19 protein-coding genes and 2 tRNA genes are annotated in these 20,868 nt (G+C 63.4%); 19 read left to right on the plus strand and 2 right to left on the minus strand.

Going from position 1 to position 20,868, the window contains the following annotated elements:
• Window positions 1–264 precede the first annotated feature (264 nt).
• The 14 genes from Q0H23_RS06850 to Q0H23_RS06915 all read left to right on the plus strand — a co-directional run bounded on the left by Q0H23_RS06850 (window position 265) and on the right by Q0H23_RS06915 (window position 13,325).
• Window positions 265–355: transfer RNA gene (locus Q0H23_RS06850), tRNA-Ser, on the plus strand.
• A 43-nt stretch (window positions 356–398) separates the two neighbouring features.
• A tRNA-Ser gene (locus Q0H23_RS06855) sits at window positions 399–489 on the plus strand.
• Window positions 490–587: 98 nt separating this feature from the next.
• Window positions 588–1,904, plus strand: coding sequence for a DUF4013 domain-containing protein (locus Q0H23_RS06860; RefSeq protein ID WP_293836921.1), 1,317 nt, complete (start codon window positions 588–590; stop codon window positions 1,902–1,904).
• Window positions 1,905–2,290: 386 nt separating this feature from the next.
• Window positions 2,291–2,584, plus strand: a complete 294-nt coding sequence (rpsF, locus tag Q0H23_RS06865; RefSeq protein WP_293814859.1) for a 30S ribosomal protein S6 — start codon at window positions 2,291–2,293, stop codon at window positions 2,582–2,584.
• A gap of 51 nt (window positions 2,585–2,635) precedes the next feature.
• Window positions 2,636–3,124, plus strand: coding sequence for a single-stranded DNA-binding protein (ssb, locus tag Q0H23_RS06870; protein WP_293836923.1), 489 nt, complete (start codon window positions 2,636–2,638; stop codon window positions 3,122–3,124).
• Between the two features lie 124 nt (window positions 3,125–3,248).
• Complete coding sequence (gene rpsR, locus Q0H23_RS06875) at window positions 3,249–3,515, plus strand: 30S ribosomal protein S18 (RefSeq protein ID WP_293814857.1); 267 nt, start codon at window positions 3,249–3,251, stop codon at window positions 3,513–3,515.
• Between the two features lie 13 nt (window positions 3,516–3,528).
• Complete coding sequence (rplI, locus tag Q0H23_RS06880; protein WP_293814856.1) at window positions 3,529–4,068, plus strand: 50S ribosomal protein L9; 540 nt, start codon at window positions 3,529–3,531, stop codon at window positions 4,066–4,068.
• A 523-nt stretch (window positions 4,069–4,591) separates the two neighbouring features.
• Complete coding sequence (gene dnaB, locus Q0H23_RS06885) at window positions 4,592–5,992, plus strand: replicative DNA helicase (protein ID WP_293814854.1); 1,401 nt, start codon at window positions 4,592–4,594, stop codon at window positions 5,990–5,992.
• 80 nt (window positions 5,993–6,072) lie between these two features.
• Window positions 6,073–7,359: an adenylosuccinate synthase gene (locus Q0H23_RS06890; protein ID WP_293814852.1), complete on the plus strand. Its 1,287-nt coding sequence runs from the start codon at window positions 6,073–6,075 to the stop codon at window positions 7,357–7,359.
• A 114-nt stretch (window positions 7,360–7,473) separates the two neighbouring features.
• The gene (locus tag Q0H23_RS06895) at window positions 7,474–8,346 is read left to right on the plus strand and encodes a DegV family protein (RefSeq protein ID WP_293836925.1); all 873 of its coding nucleotides are present in this window, start codon (window positions 7,474–7,476) and stop codon (window positions 8,344–8,346) included.
• A 100-nt stretch (window positions 8,347–8,446) separates the two neighbouring features.
• On the plus strand, window positions 8,447–9,748 hold the full coding sequence (gene purD, locus Q0H23_RS06900; protein ID WP_293836927.1) for a phosphoribosylamine--glycine ligase: 1,302 nt from the start codon (window positions 8,447–8,449) through the stop codon (window positions 9,746–9,748).
• Between the two features lie 2 nt (window positions 9,749–9,750).
• Window positions 9,751–10,449 (plus strand): NUDIX hydrolase, encoded by a 699-nt coding sequence (locus Q0H23_RS06905; protein ID WP_293836929.1) that lies wholly within the window; start codon window positions 9,751–9,753, stop codon window positions 10,447–10,449.
• 112 nt (window positions 10,450–10,561) lie between these two features.
• A complete protein-coding gene (locus Q0H23_RS06910; RefSeq protein ID WP_293836963.1) occupies window positions 10,562–12,259 on the plus strand; it encodes an ABC transporter ATP-binding protein in 1,698 nt (565 codons plus the stop codon).
• 190 nt (window positions 12,260–12,449) lie between these two features.
• The gene (locus Q0H23_RS06915; RefSeq protein WP_293836931.1) at window positions 12,450–13,325 is read left to right on the plus strand and encodes a hypothetical protein; all 876 of its coding nucleotides are present in this window, start codon (window positions 12,450–12,452) and stop codon (window positions 13,323–13,325) included.
• 187 nt (window positions 13,326–13,512) lie between these two features.
• On the opposite strand, the gene Q0H23_RS06920 is transcribed toward Q0H23_RS06915, so the two are convergent.
• Window positions 13,513–14,391: a PfkB family carbohydrate kinase gene (locus Q0H23_RS06920; RefSeq protein ID WP_293836933.1), complete on the minus strand. Its 879-nt coding sequence runs from the start codon at window positions 14,389–14,391 to the stop codon at window positions 13,513–13,515.
• 174 nt (window positions 14,392–14,565) lie between these two features.
• Between Q0H23_RS06920 and purE the strand changes: the two genes are divergently transcribed.
• The 5 genes from purE to purN all read left to right on the plus strand — a co-directional run bounded on the left by purE (window position 14,566) and on the right by purN (window position 19,386).
• Window positions 14,566–15,027 (plus strand): 5-(carboxyamino)imidazole ribonucleotide mutase, encoded by a 462-nt coding sequence (gene purE / locus Q0H23_RS06925; protein WP_293814837.1) that lies wholly within the window; start codon window positions 14,566–14,568, stop codon window positions 15,025–15,027.
• Between the two features lie 12 nt (window positions 15,028–15,039).
• A complete protein-coding gene (srtB, locus tag Q0H23_RS06930; RefSeq protein WP_293836935.1) occupies window positions 15,040–15,981 on the plus strand; it encodes a class B sortase in 942 nt (313 codons plus the stop codon).
• Between the two features lie 108 nt (window positions 15,982–16,089).
• The gene (gene purF / locus Q0H23_RS06935) at window positions 16,090–17,604 is read left to right on the plus strand and encodes an amidophosphoribosyltransferase (RefSeq protein WP_293836965.1); all 1,515 of its coding nucleotides are present in this window, start codon (window positions 16,090–16,092) and stop codon (window positions 17,602–17,604) included.
• A gap of 75 nt (window positions 17,605–17,679) precedes the next feature.
• On the plus strand, window positions 17,680–18,756 hold the full coding sequence (gene purM, locus Q0H23_RS06940; RefSeq protein ID WP_293836937.1) for a phosphoribosylformylglycinamidine cyclo-ligase: 1,077 nt from the start codon (window positions 17,680–17,682) through the stop codon (window positions 18,754–18,756).
• Window positions 18,757–18,765: 9 nt separating this feature from the next.
• On the plus strand, window positions 18,766–19,386 hold the full coding sequence (purN, locus tag Q0H23_RS06945; RefSeq protein ID WP_293836939.1) for a phosphoribosylglycinamide formyltransferase: 621 nt from the start codon (window positions 18,766–18,768) through the stop codon (window positions 19,384–19,386).
• A 179-nt stretch (window positions 19,387–19,565) separates the two neighbouring features.
• On the opposite strand, the gene rlmD is transcribed toward purN, so the two are convergent.
• Complete coding sequence (rlmD, locus tag Q0H23_RS06950; protein ID WP_293836941.1) at window positions 19,566–20,756, minus strand: 23S rRNA (uracil(1939)-C(5))-methyltransferase RlmD; 1,191 nt, start codon at window positions 20,754–20,756, stop codon at window positions 19,566–19,568.
• Window positions 20,757–20,868 lie beyond the last annotated feature (112 nt).

The raw sequence follows: 20,868 nt of genomic DNA on the forward strand, positions 1-20,868 counted from the left end.
GCGCCTTTAGACGCGAGCCCGGGGCCCGTGGGTTATACCCTAAGAGCAAACCACCCTTTTTAAGGGTGGTTATGATTTGTGTCTGAGCATGTTGAGGCGTGCGAACCTCGTCCGTGTGGTCGCGGCTTGCGGTATGGTCCACGGGTATGTCGTGGCGCTTGTCGTTGGATCGCTTTTCTCGTCTTGATGACTGCCTTTGAGAATCTGAGAAATTTCTCTTGTGTTGGGCAATATTTTTGGGTTAGAATAGTCGACGCGCTTAATGGAGAGTTGGCCGAGTGGTCGAAGGCGCACGATTGGAAATCGTGTAGGCGTCTAAAGCGTCTCCGGGGTTCAAATCCCCGACTCTCCGCCAGAATCTTTCGCGGCGTCCTATGCGGGCGCCGCTCTCATATTCTGGAGAGGTGGCAGAGCGGCTGAATGCGGCGGTCTCGAAAACCGTTTAACCACTTTGTGGTTACGAGGGTTCAAATCCCTCCCTCTCCGCCAGAAAATGTAGGGTCCGGTTCGCTTGTGAGCCGGGCCCTTTTTTGTTTGCGCTGTACCCGGTTATACTCATGCGCATAACACGTGCGTAGGAGGTAGCTATGGCATACGTCGCAGATGGAAAGCCGCATTACATTTCGAGAAGCTGGGACATGCTCACGCGTGACAAGGGCTGGATCAAGGTCATCCTGTTGCTTGCTCTCGCGAGTTTCGTTCCGTTTGTGGGGCTGATTGGTCTCGTGGGCTATGGCCTTGAGTGGGCGCGTCTCACGGCGTGGGGTATCGACTCTTCGCCGAAACAGCGCGGCGTGCGCATTGGGGAGTGCCTGGCGTCCGGTTGGCGTGCTCTCGTGGTGACTTTCGTGTGGATGTTTGTTTGGATGCTCGCGGCCGGCATCGTGAACTCCATTGCGGATGTCTTGCTCCCGGATGCCCTGGCGAGCTTGATTGGTTCCCTGCTTGTACTTGCCCAGCTCTTCTACATCCTCATGGTGTATGTCGCCGTGCTCCGCGCCGCGATTTACACCAAGATTTCTGCTGGTCTCAACCCCTCTCGCGTTCTCGAGATGGTGAAGCGAGCGCCGGGTGACCTGTTCTTCTTCGTCCTCATTCCGATTGTCGGCGGACTTATCGCCAGCGCTATCTGGATTTTCTTTATGCTGCTGGGAGGCGTCTCTGTCCTGCCCGAAATCATCAAGATGGCCCGAGCCGCTACGGGTAGCTTTGATGACGCCATGTTTATCAGGCACCTTACCGCGATGCTTCGCATCGTCATGCCTATTGCCGCGATTGCCGGATACCTGTCGTCCGTCGTGAATGCGGCGACCTCGCTTCTCTCGTACAACGCGGTTGGTCTCTGGATGAGGCAGTTTGACGTTGCCCACTGGGGTGGCCCGAGTGACCCCCTTCCGCAGGCCGCCTCTCTCCCCACGTCTACGGTTCCGCCGACCACGCCCGGTGCCGGCGGTGGTTACCCCGCCCAGCAGCCGCCTGTGACATATGCGCCGCCTGCGAATCAGTCCTATCAGGCACCCGCTGCGCAGCCGTATCAGCAGACGACGAGCCAGCCATACCAGGCACCTGCGGCCCAACCGTATCAGGCGCCGGCGGGGCAGGCATGCCAGCAGACGACGGCTCCCGCGACCGTTCCTGTGCCATCGCCGCAGGACCCTGAGGCGTCAATGCCCGCCTCCGCCCAGATGGGAGCCGCTCCGGCTCAGGTTCCCATGCCCACCCAGGCGCTGGCTCCCACCGTCGCTTCGACGAACGTGACGCCTGCCCCGACCGCAGCGCCGGAGACGGAGGCTCAGCCGAGTGACGAGGTTATCGTTCCCCTCGTGCGCCCAAGAGCCGAAGAAGGAACTGGGGCCTCGGAATCATCGCCTACGGATAACCCCACCAATTCCTCGCAGCAGTAGCTATTTCTAGAGCGTTTGGCCCAAGGCCCCCGGATGGATGGACCATTCGGGGGCCTTCTTTGTGGCGAGCGGCATGTATTTGCCTTCGAGAGGTCCTCGAGAATATCTTGCGCTTTCGATTTCGACTTCTACCTGCGGTGTCAGGTATCTGTCGGTTTGGATGCCCATATTTGTCAGGTTTGGCTGTTAGCCTTGGGGCAAGAAAGGGGTCAGCGTGGGCAAAGTCAAAAGCTGGACATGTGTGCGCTGTGTGCGGACAAACGGGCGTTTTGCGCCCGCACCTAACAGTAGGCGGCGCAGACGTGGTATGATTTCCCACCGAACCTTTCCTGTCTCGGGCGCAAACCTTCACGACCCGAGGCCACATGCCCAGAGGAGGTGACCACATGAAGGCTTATGAACTGCTGTTTTTTGTCGACCCGACGATCACTGATGAGACTCGCGCTGGTGTTATGAAGCGCATCGAAGTCGCCATCACCGAGAACGGCGGCGCCGTCGACAACGTCGATAACTGGGGCAAGCGCAAGCTCGCCTACGAGATCGACAAGCTCACTGAGGGTGATTACACCCTCGTCAACTTCCACGCTGACCCCACGCAGATCGCCGAGCTCGATCGCGTTCTCCGCATCAATGATGCTGTGAAGCGCCACATGATCGTGCGTCGTCCCGAGAACGAGTAAGTCAGTCATGGAAGCGGGCGTACAGTCCGCACGTGGAAGGTAGTGAGAATCGTGAGCATCAACCGAGTGAACATTACGGGCAACCTGACCAGGGATCCCGAGCTGCGCAGCACGCAGGGTGGCACGCAGGTGCTGCACTTGGGCGTGGCGGTCAACGATCGTCGTCGCAATCCGCAGACCGGCAACTGGGAGGATTACCCCAACTTCATCGACTGCGTGATGTTCGGCACCCGTGCCGAGGCGATTCAGCGCTACCTTACCAAGGGAACCAAGGTAGCCATCGAGGGTCGTCTGCGTTACAGCTCTTGGGAGCGTGACGGTCAGAAGCGCTCCAAGATCGAGGTCGTCATCGACGAGATCGAATTCATGAGCTCTCGTCAGGGCGGCAACGCCGGTGGTTACCAGCAGCAGGGTGGCTATGCCCCCCAAGCTCCGCAGGCTCCCTACCAGGCCCCGCAGGCTTCGCAGCCCGCGCCGGCCACCGTCCCCGTCGCCGCACCTCCCGCTGCGGATGTGTACGACGCGGACATCCCGTTCTAGGCCACCCAGGCCGGGCATCGTCCCAGCACCAGGTGGCTGGCGTACCCGCATCGCGGGTCACGTCGCCGAGAGAACCGGCGTCCGGCCGCAAGCCGGCCGCACGCCAACAGAAAGGTTTTGAGACATGGCTACTGAGTACCAGCGTCAGCCGCGTCGCAAGTACTGCCAGTTCTGCAAGGAGAACACTGAGTTCATCGACTACAAGGATACTCAGCTCCTTCGCAAGTACATGACCGACCGTGGCAAGATCAAGCCCCGTCGCGTCACTGGCGCCTGCACGCAGCACCAGCACGACATCGCCAACGCCATCAAGCGCGCTCGCGAGATGGCCCTTCTGCCGTACACCGTTTCCGTGGTGTCCAGCCGTGGTGGCCGTCGCGACCGCAGCTAAGTAAGGAGTGTCCATGAAAGTCATCCTTCTGGGTGAGCTCAAGGGCAAGGGCGGAGAGGGCGACGTCGTCGAGGTCGCCCAGGGGTTCGCTGAGAACTACCTGTTCCCCAACCGCATGGCCCTGCCGGCCACCAAGGGCAACATGAAGCAGCTCGAGGAGCGTCGTCACAACATCGCCAAGCGCGAGGAGAAGCGCATCGCCGATGCCGAGGCCCTGAAGGCCGCCCTCGACGGCAAGACCGTCCTCATCGACGCCAAGGTTGGCGATGAGGGCCAGCTCTTCGGCTCCGTCACCAACGTGATGGTCGCCGACGCCGTCAAGAACGAGCTCGGTGTCGAGGTCGATCGCAAGCGCATCGAGCTCAACCGCGCCATCAAGACCTCCGGTCTGCACACCGTCAAGGTGAGCCTGTACCGCGAGATCGCCGCTGAGCTTAACCTCCAGGTCGGCAAGCCGGCCGTCGAGGAGGTCGTCGAGGAGGCTCCCGAGGCTGAGGTCGTCGAGACCGAGGCTGTCGAGGAGAACCCTGAGGCCACCGAGGCTGCCGAGTAGGCGAGCCTCCTGCGCACCTTGGGTGCGTTAACATGCCTTAGCATGAGCAAGGACCCGCAGTTTCGACTGCGGGTCCTTTTTTCGACAGCAAACACGCAGGTATTCGTTCTGCTGCTGGGTGCGACAGAGGCAATCAATTGCAAAACCCCAGTTGAGCGCGGCGGCACCTTCCAAAAGGTATAAATAAGATATAGGCATCTACCTGCGTAATTACACAAAACACGAGGAAGAAGGCCCAATTCCTGACATCTTGTTCGTTTTCTGGCCGCAAAGCGAACACGTGTTCTGCAATGTTGATAACCTTTCGCCGAATCACGATAAATTTGTTGAAAAGTGTGAAAACTCGCATTCGTAGGGGTAAACGCCGGAAGCTCTCAACAGTGTCCTGTTCATAGACGTTGTGGTGTAAAAATCATGCTGCAAGTATTGCGATCATGGGCTAAGATGCACGGGCGCAACCGCTATGAACGTAACCTAACGGGCGCACCGCTATGAATGTAACTTGAGATGACGAGGGAGGACCATGGACGAGATCGTGTATGACGCAGCGCCGTCACCGGCCGCGTTCGCCTCTATCAAGACCATGCCCTCAGACGTCGCTGCGGAGCGTTCCGTTCTCTCCGCAATGCTCCTCTCGCCCGAGGTGCTCGAGAACGCCCTTGTCGAACTCACGGAAGAAGACTTCTTCCTCGACGCAAACCGCATCATCTTCTCCGCCATGCGGACGATGTTCGAGCGTAGCAACCCCGTTGACCCCATCTCCCTCGCAGACTACCTCACTTCGACCGGCGAGCTTGAGCGCGCCGGCGGTCTGCCCGCCCTCGCGCGTCTTGGCGAGGATTCCTTCTCCATCGCGAGCTGGCGCCATCACGCGGAGATGCTCCACCGCGACTCGACGTTGCGCCTGATGATCGATGCCTCGGCCAAGATCGCGACGCTTGCCGCCAACGCGCCGGAGGACACCAAGGAGGTCGTCGACAGCGCAGAGAAGATGCTGCTCGACGTCACCAACCGCGACATCAAGACGAGCTACGTCAAGATCGAGGATGCGATGGTGTCCCTCTATGACGAGCTCTCGCGCCTCTCGCAGGTTGGCAACGAGGCGGTTGGTATCCAGACGGGCTTCCCCGCGATGGATCGCATGTTCCTCGGCCTCCGCGCCGGCCAAATGATCGTCGTCGGCGCTCGTCCTGGCGTCGGTAAGACGTCGTTCGCCCTTAACCTTGCCGTTCAGATGGCGCAGGGCGGCGCGTGCGTCTGCTTCTTCTCCCTCGAGATGAGCTCTGAGGAAATCGCCCAGCGCCTGCTCTCCACCTATTCGCAGGTGCCCCTCCAGAACATCCGCTCCGGCAAGATCGCGCCCGAGCAGTGGAACGACATCCTCCAGGCCACGCAAGACCTCTCGCAGCTCGATCTGCTGATCGATGACACCCCTGGCACCACGGTGACCGAGGTGCGCGCCAAGGCCCGCCGCATGCTCCGCAACAAGGAAAAGGGCGTCGTCATCCTCGACTACCTGCAGCTCGTCTCGCCTCCGCCCAACCGCCGCGCGGACTCGCGTGCGACGGAGGTCTCCGAGATGAGCCGTGGCATCAAGATCATGGCCAAGGACCTTGGCATTCCCGTCATCGCGCTGTCTCAGCTCTCGCGTAAGAACGAGGACCGCACGGGTCACCACGGCAAGCGCCCTCAGCTGTCTGACCTTCGCGAATCGGGCTCCATCGAGCAGGACGCAGACATCGTTATCCTGCTTGACCGTTCGATGACGGAGGACGAGGGCGCTCGTGAGGACCGCCCGGACTACGGCATCACGCAGTTCGTCGTCGCCAAGAACCGTTCCGGCCCCCTCGGCATCATCGACATGGCCTTCTTCGCCGAGAAGACCAAGTTCCTCGAGGTCGATACCCATCACGACGACGTGTAGAAGAAGGGCCCCGCTTAGCCGGGGTCCTTTTCTGTCGTATACTTAGCAAGTTGGCTAAGCCGTAAGAGAAGGAGCTCTTCATGTCGGCAACTGTTCTGGTTGGTTCCCAGTGGGGCGACGAAGGCAAGGGTAAGGTCACCGACCTCGTCTCCGGTGATTTTGATTGCGTCTGCCGCTACCAGGGTGGCGCGAACGCCGGTCACACGGTTATCGCCAACGGCCACAAGCTCGCGCTTCACCAGATTCCCTCTGGCGTTATGTATGACGGCGTTCTGTCCGTCATCGGTAACGGCTGCATTGTTGATCCCTCCGTCATGCTTGAGGAGCTCGACACGCTCCAGGGCCAGGGCATTGACTGCGCTGGCCTGCGCGTCTCCGGCAACGCCCACATCGTCATGCCCTACCACAAGGACCTCGACGGTGCCCACGAGAAGAAGCTCGGCAAGAACCTCATCGGTACCACCAAGCGTGGCGTCGGCCCCTGCTACATGGACAAGATGAACCGTACCGGTCTTCGCGTCCAGGACATGCTCGACGAGAAGATCTTCCGTGAGAAGCTCGAGGCAGCTCTCGAGTACACGAACCCGATCCTCGAGAAGGTCTACGAGCTGCCCACCTACACCGTCGAGCAGATCTGCGAGACCTACCTCCCGTATGCCGAGCGCATCCGCCCCTACATCATCGAGAGCTCCAAGCTCCTCAACGAGCTCCTCGCTGACGGCAAGAACATCCTGTTCGAGGGCGCCCAGGCCACGATGCTCGACATCGACCACGGCACCTACCCGTTCGTGACCTCCTCCAACTGCACCGCCGGTGGCGCCGTCACCGGTTCGGGCGTTGGCCCCACCAACATCGATCGCGTCCTCGGCATCGCCAAGGCCTACCTCACGCGCGTTGGCTCTGGCCCGTTCCCCACGGAGCTCTCCGAGGACGAGGGTGTTGGCAAGTACCTCCTCGAGAAGGGTCACGAGTATGGCGTGACCACCGGCCGCAAGCGTCGTTGCGGTTGGTATGATGCCGTCGTCGTCAACTACGCCGCTCGCGTCAACGGCCTGACGGACCTCGCGATCACCAAGCTCGACGTCCTCGGCGGCCTCGACACCATCAAGATCTGCACCGCCTACGAGTGCGATGGCGTCGAGTACACCACCGTTCCCGAGCACCAGAGTGTCTTCTATCACGCCAAGCCCAAGTACATCGAGGTTCCCGGTTGGCATGAGGACATCTCCGGCTGCCGCAGCTTCTATGACCTGCCGCGCGAGGCCAAGGATTACATCGACCTCATCGAGCAGCTCTCCGGCGTGAGGGTTTCCCTCATCGCCGTCGGTCCCGATCGTGAGCAGACGATCAACCGCCACTGGAAGTAAGCATTCCGGGCCCGCCAATCGCGGCGGGCCCTTTTTTTATGTAAACACCGGACAACGAGTCTCCGTGCCGCCACTCGGCTGCGCCGCTCGGCCCGGCAAATGGAAAGGACCAGCATGGACCACCAGTTCGAGATCGTGACCGACAGCACGTGCGACCTCCCCGTTGAGGAGCTCGCCGAGCTCGGTGTCGAGATGGTTCCTCTGCACGTCTTCGTTGGTGACGGTTGCTACCTCGACCAGATCGAGATTAAGCCCGAGGAGTTCTACGCCAAGATGGCGGCGGCGGAAGAGCTGCCGCACAGCTCCCAGCCGTCCCCCTCGGCCTTTGCCACTGCCTTTGCGAAGCTTGCCGAGGCGGGTGCCAAGCAGGTCCTGTCCATCCACATCTCCGGCGCGCTTTCCGGAACCGCGAACTCGGCCGCGCTTGCCGCCCAGGAGAGCCCCGTGCCCGTCCGCGTGTGGGACACCAAGATCGGTACGTCCATGCAGGGCATTTACGTCAAGGAGGCCTGCCGCATGCGCGATGCCGGCGAGTCCCTCGACGACACCCTTGCCCACCTCGAGAAGCTGCGCGAGCAGTCCTCTCTCGTCTTTGTGCTCGACACGCTCGAGAACATCGTCAAGAATGGCCGCTGCTCCCGCGCCAAGGGCCTTATGAGCGCGGTCCTCAACATCAAGGCCGTCCTCCACGTCACTGATGAGGGTGCCCTCGAGCCCATTGCCAAGGGTCGCGGCATGCAGCGCGCGTATCAGGCCCTTGCGAAGATCGTCGAGGCCAAGTACGGCGCGGGTGCGAGGCTTACCGCGGCTTTTGCCACCTCTGACAACGAGGAGGGCTGCAAGGAGTGCCTCGAAGCCATCGAGAAGCGAGGCATCACCGTCGACCTCCAGGGCACCTACAGCGCCGGCCCGGTCATCTCGACGCACACCGGCATCGGCCTCGTGGCGTTCTCCTGCGTTCCCACCGAGATGCTGTATCGCGGCTAACGTAACAAGACAGGCTAGAAATGGAGCGGCCGGGGCTATGTACCCGGCCGTTCGCGTTACGATAAGAGAGTTGGAACACTTACCAGGAAAGAGGAGCCCCATGTCCGGTACTGACACGATCGACATCCTGCTACTTGGTGCTGGCGGTCGCGAGCACGCGATGCTTCGCAAGCTCGCCGAGAGCCCGCGCGCGGGCAAGATCTGGGCGGCGCCCGGCAACGGCGGCATCCTCGCCGAGGCCGAGCTCGCGAACATCGACCAGAACGACCCCGCCGCCGTCGCCGGCTTTGCGACCGAGCACGGCATCGGCCTCGTCGTGATTGGCCCCGAGGCTCCGCTCGTCTCCGGTGTCGCTGACGCCGTCCGCGCTGCGGGCATCGTCTGTTTTGGCCCCTCTGGCGAGGCGGCCCAGATGGAGGGTTCGAAGGTCTTCGCCAAGGAGGTCATGGAGCGCGCCGGCGTTCCCACCGCCCGCTACAAGAGCTTTACCGAGGCCGCTCCTGCCGAGGAGTACGTCCGCGAGCTCAACGGTCCCTGCGTCGTGAAGGCCGACGGCCTCGCTGCCGGCAAGGGCGTCATCGTCGCCCAGACGGTCGAGGAGGCGCTCGAGGGTGTTCGCGAGTGCTTCTCCGGCACCTTTGGCGAGGCTGGTTCGACCGTCGTCGTCGAAGAGATGCTGAAGGGCCCCGAGTGCTCCCTGCTCGCCCTCACTGACGGCACGACCGTCATCCCCCTCGCGAGCTCCCAGGACCACAAGCGCGCCCTCGAGGGTGACCTCGGCCCCAACACGGGTGGCATGGGCGTCTATTCCCCGGTGCCGTTCGTGACGCCCGAGGAGCACGAGGCCATGGTCGACATCGAGCGCCGCGTCGTCGCCCAGCTCAAGGCTGATGGCATCAGCTACTCTGGCTGCCTCTACGGCGGCTTCATGCTCACGAAGGACGGCCCGAAGGTTCTCGAGTTCAACGCCCGCTTTGGCGACCCGGAGACCCAGGTCGTGCTTCCGCGCATGAAGGCCGACCTCGTTGACGTCTTCTGCCGCTGCGACAACGGCACACTCGACCAGGCTGATGTCAGCTGGGATGACGATTGGGCCGTCTCCGTCGTTCTCACGAGTGCTGGCTATCCCGGCTCTTACGAGAAGGGCAAGGAGATCGCCGGCGTCGAGGACGCCGAGGCGCTCGAGGGTGTGACCGTCTATCACGCCGGCACCAAGATTGAGGACGGCAAGCTCGTCACCAACGGTGGCCGCGTGCTCAACGTCACCGCCGTTGCCGATAGCTTCGAGGGCGCTCGCGAGCTCGCCTACAAGGCCTGCGAGCTCATCAACTTCGAGGGCAAGACCCTGCGCCACGACATCGGCGCCCGCGCCCTTCGCGGTCGCGACGCGTGGGAGGTGTAGCGATGGGCGAGAAGGAAGAGGGCCTTAACGAAGCCGTGGAGGCGTTCACCTTCGACGGCGCCCGCCGCACGCATGACCACACGAGTGGTGAGCCCGAGACGCGCCACTTCGTCTGCGGCGATGACGATCCTCGCGACGCCACCCTCGCCGAGGTGCCCCTCAGCGAGGAGACGACCTGGACCGGCCGTATCTTCTCGGTGAGCCGCCTGCACGTGAAGCTTCCTGACGGTCGCGAGTCTGTCCGCGACATCGTGCGTCACCCGGGTGCCGTGGCCATCGTCGCCCTCACGAATGACGGACGCATCTGCCTGGTGCGTCAATACCGCACGGCACTCGGCCGCGTGACGGTCGAGATTCCCGCCGGCAAGCTCGACCCAGGCGAGGACCCGCTCGACGCCGCCCATCGCGAGCTGACGGAGGAGACGGGCTTCGCCGCGGGCAAGATGGCCTACCTCACGAGCATCGCCAGCTCGGACGGCTTCACGGACGAGGTCATCCACCTCTACATGGCGACGGACCTCACCTTCGTCAAGAGTGACCCGGACGATGACGAGTTCATCAACGTTGACATGGTCGAGCTTGGCGAACTGGTGGACGCCGTCCTCGACGGTCGCGTCGAGGATGCGAAGACCGTCGTTGGCGCGCTCGCGTGCGACGCCGTCGCCCACAGGCTCACTCCCGAAGTCAAAACGGAGGACTGACGCAATGCAATCAACTGACGACGTGACGAGCGCCTCTGGCGACCACGCCGCATGCGAAAAGGAGGCCGGCAAGAGCCTCTTCGCACGCTTCCTCTCTTATTACGAGGGGGAGATGCACCTCTTCGTGGCCGACCTCGTCTGTTCGCTGGCGGTTGCTGCGATCGACCTGTCGTTCCCCCAGATTCTGAGGATGGTTTCGAGGGGTCTCTTCCGCGAGGGGTCCGATGCCATTCTCGCGGCGCTTTGGATGCTCTCCGCGGGTCTCGTCTGCATGTACGCCATCCGCTTCGCGTGCCGCTACTTCGTGGCCTTTTGGGGTCACGTCATGGGCGCGCGCATGGAGAGCCGCATGCGCGAGGACCTGTTTGACGCCTACGAGCGCATGAGCTTCTCGTTCTTTGACAAGAACAAGTCGGGCGACCTCATGAGCCGTCTCGTGTCGGACCTCTTCGACATCTGCGAGACCGCCCACCATGGCCCAGAGTTCCTCCTCATCGGCGTTGTCGAGGTCGTGGGTGCCTTCGTGATCCTGGCGACCATCAACGCGCCGCTCACGCTCGTCCTTGCCGTGATCACGGCTGCGCTCGTGGCCTACAACGCTTGGGCTAACGCGCACATGAAGGCGGTCTTCACCAAGAATCGCGTGGGAATCTCGAACGTGAACGCCCGCGTCGAGGATTCGCTCGGTGGTATTCGCGTGGTGAAGGGCTTTGCCGCGGAGGATGTCGAGCGCGACCGTTTCCGCAAAAGCAACGACGCGTATCTCGTCACGAAGGTCGACATGTATAGGGCGATGGGCCGCTATCAGGCCTCCATCTCCTGCATGATGGGCGGTCTCAACACGCTCGTCCTCGTCTATGGCGGATGGCTGATTGCGCAGGGCCAGATGCAGGCCGCTGACCTTGCGACCTACGCTCTCTATATCTCGATGCTCACCACGCCCATCGAGAACATCCTCAACTTCACGGAGACCTTCCAGAAGGCCATCGCGGGCTTCCGTCGCTTCGTCGAGATCCTCGAGACGGTGCCTGACATCGTCGATGCGCCGGATGCCAAGCCGCTCGAGGTGAGCGCCGGTCACATCCGCTACTCGGGTGTCCGCTTCTCCTATGACGGAGAGGAGGAGGTCATCCGTGGTCTCGACCTCGACATCGCTCCGGGCGAGACCATCGCGCTCGTGGGACCGTCCGGTGGTGGTAAGTCGACTACCTGCAGCCTTCTCCCGCGTTTCTATGACGTGGCGGCGGGCTCGATCGAGATCGACGGGCAGGACGTGCGTTCCGTCACGCAGAAGAGCCTTCGCGAGGCGGTGGGTATCGTTCAGCAGGACGTCTACCTCTTCGACGGCACCATTGCGGAGAACATCGCCTATGGCAGGCCCGGAGCCACGGCGGAGGAGATTCGCGAGGCGGCCAGGCTCGCGAATGCGGACGCCTTCGTGAGCGCGATGCCCGACGGCTACGACACCCAGGTGGGCGAGCGCGGAGCCCGCCTCTCCGGCGGTCAGAAGCAGCGCATCGCCATCGCGCGCGTCTTCCTCAAGAATCCGAAGATTCTCGTGCTTGACGAGGCTACGAGCGCCCTCGACAACGAGAGCGAGCATGCCGTTCAGGAGTCCCTCGCGCGCCTTGCGAGCGGGCGCACCACGCTGGTCATTGCCCATAGGCTCTCGACCATCCGCGACGCGGACGAGATCGTCACCATCGCGGACGGCCGCGTGGCGGAACGCGGCACGCACGAGCAACTCATGGCCCTCGATGGTACGTATGCGAGCTACTATCGCATGCAGTTTGGCTCGAAGGCCGTGTAGATAGTGGTGCTACGGCCACATAGATGCGTTTGAGACGCGCCGGATCCCGTTCGGGTTCCGGCGCGTAGCTTTTGTCCTCTCTTCCGCCATATGTAGCTTGAGCGGAATTTGCCCGGCTAGATGGGGGTCTGCCTATACTGGTTGCCACTGACTCGCGCCGCCCGGCGGCGAACCAAGCGGAGATGGATTCATGGCAAAGAAGGACAACAAGCAGACTGCTCCCACCCCGGACGAGGTCGAGGCCCTGTTCGCCGACGTCGACGAGACGGGCCACACCAACGCCTCCAAGGCTCGCAAGGAACATGGCCGTCGTCGCCAGAAGAAGGCTGCCGTCGATGTCGACCCGCTTTCTGGCGAGGACCCCTCCGGCTCAAACGTTGGCAAGACGATGTCCCGCGCGGCGTTCTTCGTCGTCGCGGCGCTGCTCGCCGTCGTGATCATCGCGCAGGTCTCGTGTGGCGTCATTCGCCGTGCCGGTACCGCGCAGCTCGCCAACAAGGTCGATAATGCCTCGGTCACCTCGGCACTTCGCAACGGTGTCGAGTGGGGTGACGGCTTCACCCAGTTCCCGGAGGACTTCACGGTCCTCGAGGCAAACGAGGAGAGCGGCCGCATCGAGGTCACCGTCGTTGACACCGCGAGCAAGGATGAGCTCGCCTGCCTCGCCGGCTCCCAGATCCAGGCGGCGGCCCTCTCGGTCAACGCCTTGCTCAACCCCAACATCACGCAGGTGGTCTACCACGTCGACGTGCACGTGAGCGAGACCGGCAAGTTCCAGCAGTCCACCTTCTTCGGCTTCCTCAAGCCCACGGGCAACGTCAAGCGCTTTGCGACCTTCATCTGGACGAAGAGCTCGTCGCCCAATGGCGGCTTCAACTTCAACTGCATGATCACTGGTCTTGACGAGACCGCCGCCGAGAATCTCCGCGACAAGGTGACGGTCCAGGGCAACCTGCTCGACGCGGTGCTTGGCAATCCGGCAACGACGGAGGCCGCCACGACTGCCGAGGCGTCGACCGAGGCCACCACGACGGAGACCGCCACCACCGAGGCTGCTAGCAAGTAGTTCCGGCTCTCATAGACACGAGAAGGCCGCCAGCGGGATGATCCGCTGGCGGCCTTGTTTGTTAGCCAGGACGCTTTGCGCGCGGGCGTGTGACGCTTGAGTTTGGTGGGCGAGCGGAGCGCGTGCGTGGTGAGCGCGCGATGTCCGCGTCGGCGGCCACGTATCATTGCGCCGGCGCCCCCCGGCGTTAATCGAGCAGCGCGGTGACCTCGCCGAGGACAGACTCGAAGCTAACGCCGCGCAGCTCGTAATCCGGCTGCGCCGGGGTGATGCACATGGCGTCCCTGACGAGCGTGCCGGCGAACCGCACGGCCTCGACCACGGGCTTGCCGGCGAAGACGGCCGCCGTCAGGGCGCTCGCGAAGAGGTCTCCCGTGCCGTGGATCATGTATGGGAGGAGCTCACCGGTCACCTCGACGGGTGCGTCATCGGTGTCGCAGACGACATAGTTCCTGATGACGTTCTCGCCCTCGCGCACGACGCCCTTGATGACGACGCACTTCGCGCCCATCTCGAGCAGGGAGGACGCCATGCGAGCCACGAAGTTCTCGTCGACGTTCTGCCCCTCGTAGGGAAGGCCCGTCAGGATGGAGGCCTCCGTGAGGTTGGGCGTGAGGAGGTCCGCGCCGGCGACGAGCGCTCGCGTGGCCTCGCACATCTCGTCCGTGTAGGTGCGGTACTTCTTACCGCCGTCTCCCATGACCGGGTCGACGATGCGAAGCGCGCCCGGCTGCTCGCGCCAGAGCCTGCGAACATAGGAGACCTGCTCCGCCGATCCGAGGAATCCGGAGTAGATACCGTCGAGCTCGATGCCCTCCTTTGCCCAGGCGTCGAGATAGGCGCCGAGCATGGGCGTGGTGTCATGCATGTAGAAGTCCGCGAACTTCGTGTGTGCCGAGAAGAGCGAGGTGGGAACGGCACACACGTCGATGCCCGCGCAGGAGAGCACGGGTATGGCGATGCCAAGGGAACACTTGCCGTAACCGCACAAGTCGTGGACGGCGGCGACGCGGGGGAGGACGGGGCCTCGACGTTCATAGAGGACAAGGTCGCGGGCGCAGGTCATGGACTCTCCAGGTAGGTCGCGTGCGAGATTGGGCGACGCGCCGCAAATCTCAGATTAAATAATGCCATCACAGGATAGCCCTTCACGCTGCTTGTCCGCTATCGGGCTTATCGTGGTTATACTAGTAATTTGCGGCAAGCCCGCATCACATACAACCAACCAGAGGAGCGACACATGGCAGTGCAGCCACTTGTTGGAATCATCATGGGATCGAAGTCTGACATGCCGGTGATGGAGGCATGCACCAAGCAGCTTGACGAGCTTGGCGTCCCCTATGAGCTCGTGATCGCGAGCGCCCACCGTACGCCCGACAAGGTCCACGAGTGGGCCTCGAGCGCCGCGGACCGCGGAATCAAGGTCATCATCGCCGCAGCCGGCAAGGCCGCGCACCTGGGTGGCGTCGTCGCCGCCTTCACGCCGCTGCCCATCATCGGCGTCCCCATGAAGACGAGTGACCTCGGCGGCATGGACTCCCTCCTCTCGATGGTGCAGATGCCCTCCGGCGTCCCCGTCGCCTGCGTCGCCATCAACGGCGCGAAGAACGCTGCCATCTACGCCACGCAGATCCTCGGTGCCACCATGCCCGAGTGGCGCGAGAAGATGGTCGAGTTCAAGCGTGCCATGGCAGAGGCCTAGGCGGTAGTCTTCGTGTCTAGAGACGCATCGAGGGGAAAGCACTTCAAGACTGACGCGCAGCCCGCGCAGGCTCGTCGTCATGCCACAGTCCAGCCGCTCCCGGCTGGCCCCAGGATGTCATCCTCACGTCGCACGGCAGCTCCCCGGCAGCAGAGGCAGCCAAAGCGCAAGGGCCGCAACGTGCTCTCCACGGTGCTGCTCGTCGTGGGCGTGGCCCTTCTCGTTACCGCCGGTGTGCTCTATGCGCGCGCCCAGGCGGAGTACGCCGCGAACGCCGCCAACAACGAGAAGCTCGCCGCGTATGCGACCGTTTCGGATGATCCGGCCGACAACGGCTGCCCGGTGAGTGTCGACTGGGATGGCCTGCGAGCTGTGAACGACGACATAACGGGCTGGCTGTACATCCCGGGCACGCATGTCGATTACCCCGTCTATCGGGGTGACACCAACAACGAATACCTCCGCACGACGGCATCTGGCGAGTACTCCGTTGGTGGCCAGATCTTCATGGACTGCGACAACGCCCGCCCTGGTCTCGTTGATCGCCAGACCATCATCTACGGACACCACCTGAATGACGGGTCGATGTTCGCGGATATCGACGAGTTTGCGAACCAGGACAGCCTGAATTCCTTCTCGTCTATTTGGTACGTCACGCCTGACGCCGCCTACGAGCTGGAGCCCCTGCTCTTCTACAAGGCTGCGGCGACCGAGGCCGAGGCACGCTCCATCGCCTTCGCGTCTGACGATGACTTCCACACCTACCTCAAGGGCCTCCTCGCCCGCGCGAGTGCGAGCGCGACGGACGCCGACTCGGCGGTGAATTCGGTCACGAAGGTACTTACGCTCTGCACGTGTGACTACGAGAACAACTTTGGCAAAGGCAATGGGCGCGGCCTGCTCGTGTGCGCCCTCAAGAGTGAGATCCACCCCAACCAGAACAGCGAAAGCTAGCGAAGCGGAAGGTAACGAATGTCTGACTGCTCCATGATCGACGTCTGCGAGGCGACCCACGTGGTCGGCGTCGACTCCGGTGACAAGCCGGCGGGTCTCGAGGCGACCATGGGGGATGACTCCCTCCACGACGAGTGCGGCATCTTCGGCATCTGGGCCCCCGGCCGCGACGTCGCGCGCATGACCTACTTTGCGCTCCATGCCCTGCAGCACCGTGGCCAGGAGAGCGCGGGTATCGCCGTCGGCGACGGCAAGAGCGTGTTCGTGCGCAAGGACCTCGGCCTCGTCACGCAGGTCTTCACGGACTCCGACCTCTCTGCCCTCTCCGGCAAGGTCGCCGTGGGCCACGTCCGCTACGGCACCGCGGGCTCGAAGGGTTGGGAGAGCGCCCAGCCGCACCTTTCCGCCATCAACGAGGTCATCATCGCCCTCGCCCACAACGGCACGCTCGTTAACTTCGACCAGCTTCGCGTCGAGCTCATCAACATGGGAGTTCCCTTCCGCACCCAGACTGACTCCGAGGTCGCCGCGCGCCTCATCGGCTTCTTCACGGAGAAGAAGCACCAGCTCCGTAGTGGTATCGCTCATGCGATGGCCATGATGGAGGGCGGCTACGCCATGGCGCTCGTTCGCGAGAACGCCCTCTATGCCTTCCGCGATCCCCGTGGCATCCGTCCTCTTTGCCTCGGCAAGCTCCCTAACGAGCAGGGTTGGTGCGTCGCCAGCGAGACCTGCGCTCTCGACATCGTGGGCGCGGAGTACGTCCGTGACGTTCGTCCCGGCGAGATCATCCGTATCTCTGACGACGGCATCTCCTGCGAGCAGGTGCTCGATCCCGAGCCTCGCGCGGAATGCATCTTCGAGCACGTCTACTTCGCGCGCCCTGACACGCGCTTCCACGGCAAGAGCGTCTACTCGATGCGCTACCAGATGGGCATCCAGCTCGCCCGCGAGTGCCCGGTCGACGCGGACCTCGTCATTGGCGTGCCTGACTCCGGCCTGCCGCCCGCGGAGGGCTTCGCCCACGAGCTCGGCCTTCCCTTTGGCGAGGGCCTCATCAAGAACCGCTACGTCGCCCGCACCTTCATCCAGCCCACGCAGGAGCTACGCGAGATGGGCGTCCGCCTCAAGCTTAACGCCCTCGCGGACAACGTCGCCGGCAAGCGCCTCGTCGTCATCGATGACTCGATCGTGCGCGGCACCACCTCCAAGCAGATCGTCCGCATGCTGAAGGACGCCGGCGCCGCCGAAGTCCACATGCGCATCAACTCGCCCGAGGTTATCTGGCCATGCTTCTACGGCATCGATACGGACACGCAGGACCAGCTCATTTCCGCCCGCAAGGACGTCGATGAGATCTGCGAGTTCATCGGTGCGGATTCCCTCGGCTTCCTTTCCGTCGATGGCCTGCGCGCCTGCGTCCCGTCTCTCGCGGGGTGCGAGGGCTGCTCCGAGGGTTGCTCCGGCTACTGCGAGGCGTGCTTCACTGGCTGCTATCCCGTCGAGATTCCCGCGAGCTTCTCGAAGGGCAAGTTCCTCGAGGGTTATAAGCCGCGCAACCTCAGCCGTGCGAGCGAGGCCTCGCAGATGGATATCCAGGACGTCGCCAAGAAGGAACTGTAGACAAGCCGCTCTCCCGGCAAGATGCCGGGTGTGCGATCGAAGGCTCGAGGGTCCCAGGCCCGCGAAAGGACAGACATGAGCAACGAAAAGCACGTGACGTACGAGGACGCCGGCGTCTCCACCGCTGAGGGCGCTCGCGCGGTCGACGCCATCAAGGCGGCCGTGAAGGAGACCAACCGTCCTGAGGTCATCGGTGGCCTCGGCGGCTTTGGCGGCTGCTTCTCCGCAGCTGCGTTCAAAGACATGGAAGACCCCGTGATGGTCTCCGGCACCGATGGCGTGGGCACCAAGCTCGCCATCGCCCAGCTGCTCGATCGTCACGACACCGTGGGAGAGGACCTCGTCGCGATGTGCGTCGATGACGTCGTGCCCATCGGCGCCGAGCCGCTGTTCTTCCTCGACTACGTCGCCATTGGCAAGCTCCGCGCCGAGCACGTCGCCGAGATTGTTAAGGGCATCGCCAACGGCTGCAAGAAGAGCGGCTGCGCCCTCGTCGGCGGCGAGATGGCCGAGCACCCCGGCGTCATGAACCCGGACGACTATGACCTCGCCGGTTTCGTCGTGGGCGTCGTTGACCGACCGAAGATGATCGGTCCCGAGAAGGTCAAGGCCGGCGACGTCATCCTTGGCCTCGCCAGCTCCGGCATCCACTCGAACGGCTACTCGCTCGTCCGCAAGGTTGCCATCGAGGGCAAGACCGTCGAGGAGCTCGAGGCCTACAACGAGGAGCTCGGCGAGTCCGTCGCTGACGCTGTCATGCGCCCGACCACCATCTACGCCGGCCAGCTCATCCACGCCCTGCATGCCGGTGCCCCCATCCACGCCATGGCCCACATCACCGGCGGTGGCATCACCGAGAACCTCAACCGCGCGCTTCCCGCGGACGTCGATGCCCTGGTCTATCGCGGCGGCGAGGCCGGCCCCGCCTGGAGCATCCCGCCCATCATCGGCTATGTGAGCCGCCTTGCGGGCCTTTCCCTCGACGAGGCCTACAAGACTTTCAACATGGGCGTTGGCATGAGCATCATCTGTGCCCCCGAGGACGTCGACGCCGTGACGGCCGCCCTCAAGGCCGAGGGTCTCGACCCGTTCCTCATGGGCGAGTGCGTCGCCGGTTCCGGCGAGGTCCTCTACCGCGATGACGCTGAGTAGGAGGCAGCCATGAGCGAGCCCCTCAAGATCGGTGTCCTCATCTCTGGTAGCGGCACGAACCTGCAGGCCATCATCGACCGCATCAATGACGGTAGCCTCAACGCGAGCGTCGAGCTCGTGATTTCGAGCCGCCCCGATGCCTACGGCCTCAAGCGCGCCGAGGCGGCGGGCGTCGAAGCCTTCACGCTCTCCAAGGAGTTCTACAAGGAGAACGACGACCCCGATGATTTCATCGCCAGGATGTTCCGCGAGCGTGGCTGCGAGTACATCATCATGGCCGGCTACATGCGTATGGTCCATGCGTCGCTACTCGACGCCTTCCCCAACCGTGTCGTGAACCTGCACCCGGCGCTCCTGCCGAGCTTCCGTGGCGCGCACGCCATCCAGGACGCGTTCGATCGCGGCGTGAAGGTCACGGGCGTCACGGTGCACTTCGCCAACGAGGAGTACGACAAGGGCCCGATCATCGCCCAGCGTGCGCTGACGGTGGAGGAGGGCTGGGACGTCGACACCCTCGAAGCCCACATCCACGAGATCGAGCACGAGCTCTATCCCGAGGTCATCGGCTGGCTCGCCGACGGTCGCGTCCACGTGCGCGAGAACAACACCGTGGCGATTGACCCGGCGTAGGGCATCCGCCGCAACGGGCTCATCACGACGGGTTCGCCGCAACGGGTTCACCGAACTAGCTTTATGAAGAGGTCCCGGTCACTTCTCGTTTACGAGGGTGGCCGGGACCTTCTGTTGTGCGCCGTGGCTGCCTGGGTGTCAGGGTACGTCTGCGCGCGTGGTGCAGTACCGCTCGCCCCCTACCTGCGCTTGAGCACCGCGACGGTCTCCGCGTGCTTGGTGTGCGGGAACATATCGACCACGTCAAGCCGTGCCACCTCATAGCCGCCGGAAAGGAACTGCTCGAGGTCACGGCGCTGGGTCACGGGGTTGCAGCTCACGTAGACGACGCGTTCGGGAGCGAGCCCAAGCACGCCGTTGATGAACGTGGGGGTCGAACCCGCGCGGGGCGGGTCCATGAGGATGACGTCGAACCCCGCGCGGTCGCCGCGGGCGACGTCTTTCATGTAGGCGGTCGCGTCTGCGCAGACGAAGCGGCAGCGGTCCTCGAGGTTGTTGCGACGGGCGTTCTTGCGCGCGTCGCCGACGGCGCCGTCCACCTGCTCCACGCCCACGACCTCGAGGCCCTCGACCTGGCGTGCCGCGCACATGCCGATGGTGCCGATGCCGCAGTAGGCGTCGAGCACGCGCATACCGCCCTCGAGCCCGGCGCCCTCGATGGCGAGGGAGTAGAGCACCTCGGTCTGGGCGGGGTTCGTCTGGTAGAACGAGGTGGGTCCAATCTCGAACTCGCAGCCGAGGAGCTCATCGGCCATCTTGCCGCCGCCAAAGAGCGGGCGGGACTCGTGGCCGAGGATCGCGTTCGTGCGGCGCTGGTTGACGTTCTGCGCCATCGCGGTGACGAAGGGCGCTCTCGCGCGGACGCGCTGGACGAACTCCCTCTCATGCGCGATGCCCTTGCCGTTCGTCACGACGGTGAGCAGGCACTCGTCTGTCGCATAGCCCATGCGTACCACGGCATGGCGGAGAAGCCCGCGGCCGCGGTCCTCGTCATAGGCGGGAATGCGCATGTCCTCCGCGGCGCGGGCGACGGCGTTCAGCGCCTCGCGTGCGTGTGGGGCCTCGACCAGGCATTTGGCGCACGGGACGATGCGGTGCGTGCCGCGCGCGTAGAAGCCCGAGCGCACACGTCCGTGCGGGCCGGGGGCGAAGGGCGTTGCCGCCTTGTGACGATAGCGAACGGGCTCGTTGCCGTCCGTGTCCATGCCGTAGACCTCGAGGGCATCGATGATGTCCGCCGGGAGGATGTCCGAGAAGAGTCCGACCACGGCCTCGCGCTTGCGCTTGAGCTGGATGGGGTAGGGCACTGCCAGCCACTCGCATCCGCCGCAACTCTTGGCGATCGGGCAGGTGTACGTCTTGAACCCCATGCGTCTCCTCATCCTGCAATTCGCCCTGATGGCGAAGTGGTTACATTCTGGCAAAACGGGAGTGTTACCGTAGCTCCCTAACTTGGGCGCGCCCGCGCCCTCTACGAAAGGA

Source organism: uncultured Parolsenella sp. (assembly GCF_934660935.1).
Taxonomy (GTDB): Bacteria; Actinomycetota; Coriobacteriia; order Coriobacteriales; family Atopobiaceae; genus Parolsenella.

Excerpts from the sequence above, each read along its gene's own strand:
- purN (WP_293836939.1), top strand. The coding sequence starts at position 18,766 with ATGAGCGAGCCCCTCAAGATCGGTGTCCTCATCTCTGGTAGCGGCACG.
- Q0H23_RS06920 (WP_293836933.1), bottom strand. The coding sequence starts at position 14,391 with ATGACCTGCGCCCGCGACCTTGTCCTCTATGAACGTCGAGGCCCCGTC.
- Q0H23_RS06890 (WP_293814852.1), top strand. The coding sequence starts at position 6,073 with ATGTCGGCAACTGTTCTGGTTGGTTCCCAGTGGGGCGACGAAGGCAAG.
- purM (WP_293836937.1), top strand. The coding sequence starts at position 17,680 with ATGAGCAACGAAAAGCACGTGACGTACGAGGACGCCGGCGTCTCCACC.
- purE (WP_293814837.1), top strand. The coding sequence starts at position 14,566 with ATGGCAGTGCAGCCACTTGTTGGAATCATCATGGGATCGAAGTCTGAC.
- Q0H23_RS06895 (WP_293836925.1), top strand. The coding sequence starts at position 7,474 with ATGGACCACCAGTTCGAGATCGTGACCGACAGCACGTGCGACCTCCCC.
- rpsR (WP_293814857.1), top strand. The coding sequence starts at position 3,249 with ATGGCTACTGAGTACCAGCGTCAGCCGCGTCGCAAGTACTGCCAGTTC.
- rlmD (WP_293836941.1), bottom strand. The coding sequence starts at position 20,756 with ATGGGGTTCAAGACGTACACCTGCCCGATCGCCAAGAGTTGCGGCGGA.
- dnaB (WP_293814854.1), top strand. The coding sequence starts at position 4,592 with ATGGACGAGATCGTGTATGACGCAGCGCCGTCACCGGCCGCGTTCGCC.
- Q0H23_RS06905 (WP_293836929.1), top strand. The coding sequence starts at position 9,751 with ATGGGCGAGAAGGAAGAGGGCCTTAACGAAGCCGTGGAGGCGTTCACC.
- purF (WP_293836965.1), top strand. The coding sequence starts at position 16,090 with ATGGGGGATGACTCCCTCCACGACGAGTGCGGCATCTTCGGCATCTGG.
- rpsF (WP_293814859.1), top strand. The coding sequence starts at position 2,291 with ATGAAGGCTTATGAACTGCTGTTTTTTGTCGACCCGACGATCACTGAT.
- Q0H23_RS06915 (WP_293836931.1), top strand. The coding sequence starts at position 12,450 with ATGGCAAAGAAGGACAACAAGCAGACTGCTCCCACCCCGGACGAGGTC.
- rplI (WP_293814856.1), top strand. The coding sequence starts at position 3,529 with ATGAAAGTCATCCTTCTGGGTGAGCTCAAGGGCAAGGGCGGAGAGGGC.
- purD (WP_293836927.1), top strand. The coding sequence starts at position 8,447 with ATGTCCGGTACTGACACGATCGACATCCTGCTACTTGGTGCTGGCGGT.
- Q0H23_RS06860 (WP_293836921.1), top strand. The coding sequence starts at position 588 with ATGGCATACGTCGCAGATGGAAAGCCGCATTACATTTCGAGAAGCTGG.
- Q0H23_RS06910 (WP_293836963.1), top strand. The coding sequence starts at position 10,562 with ATGCACCTCTTCGTGGCCGACCTCGTCTGTTCGCTGGCGGTTGCTGCG.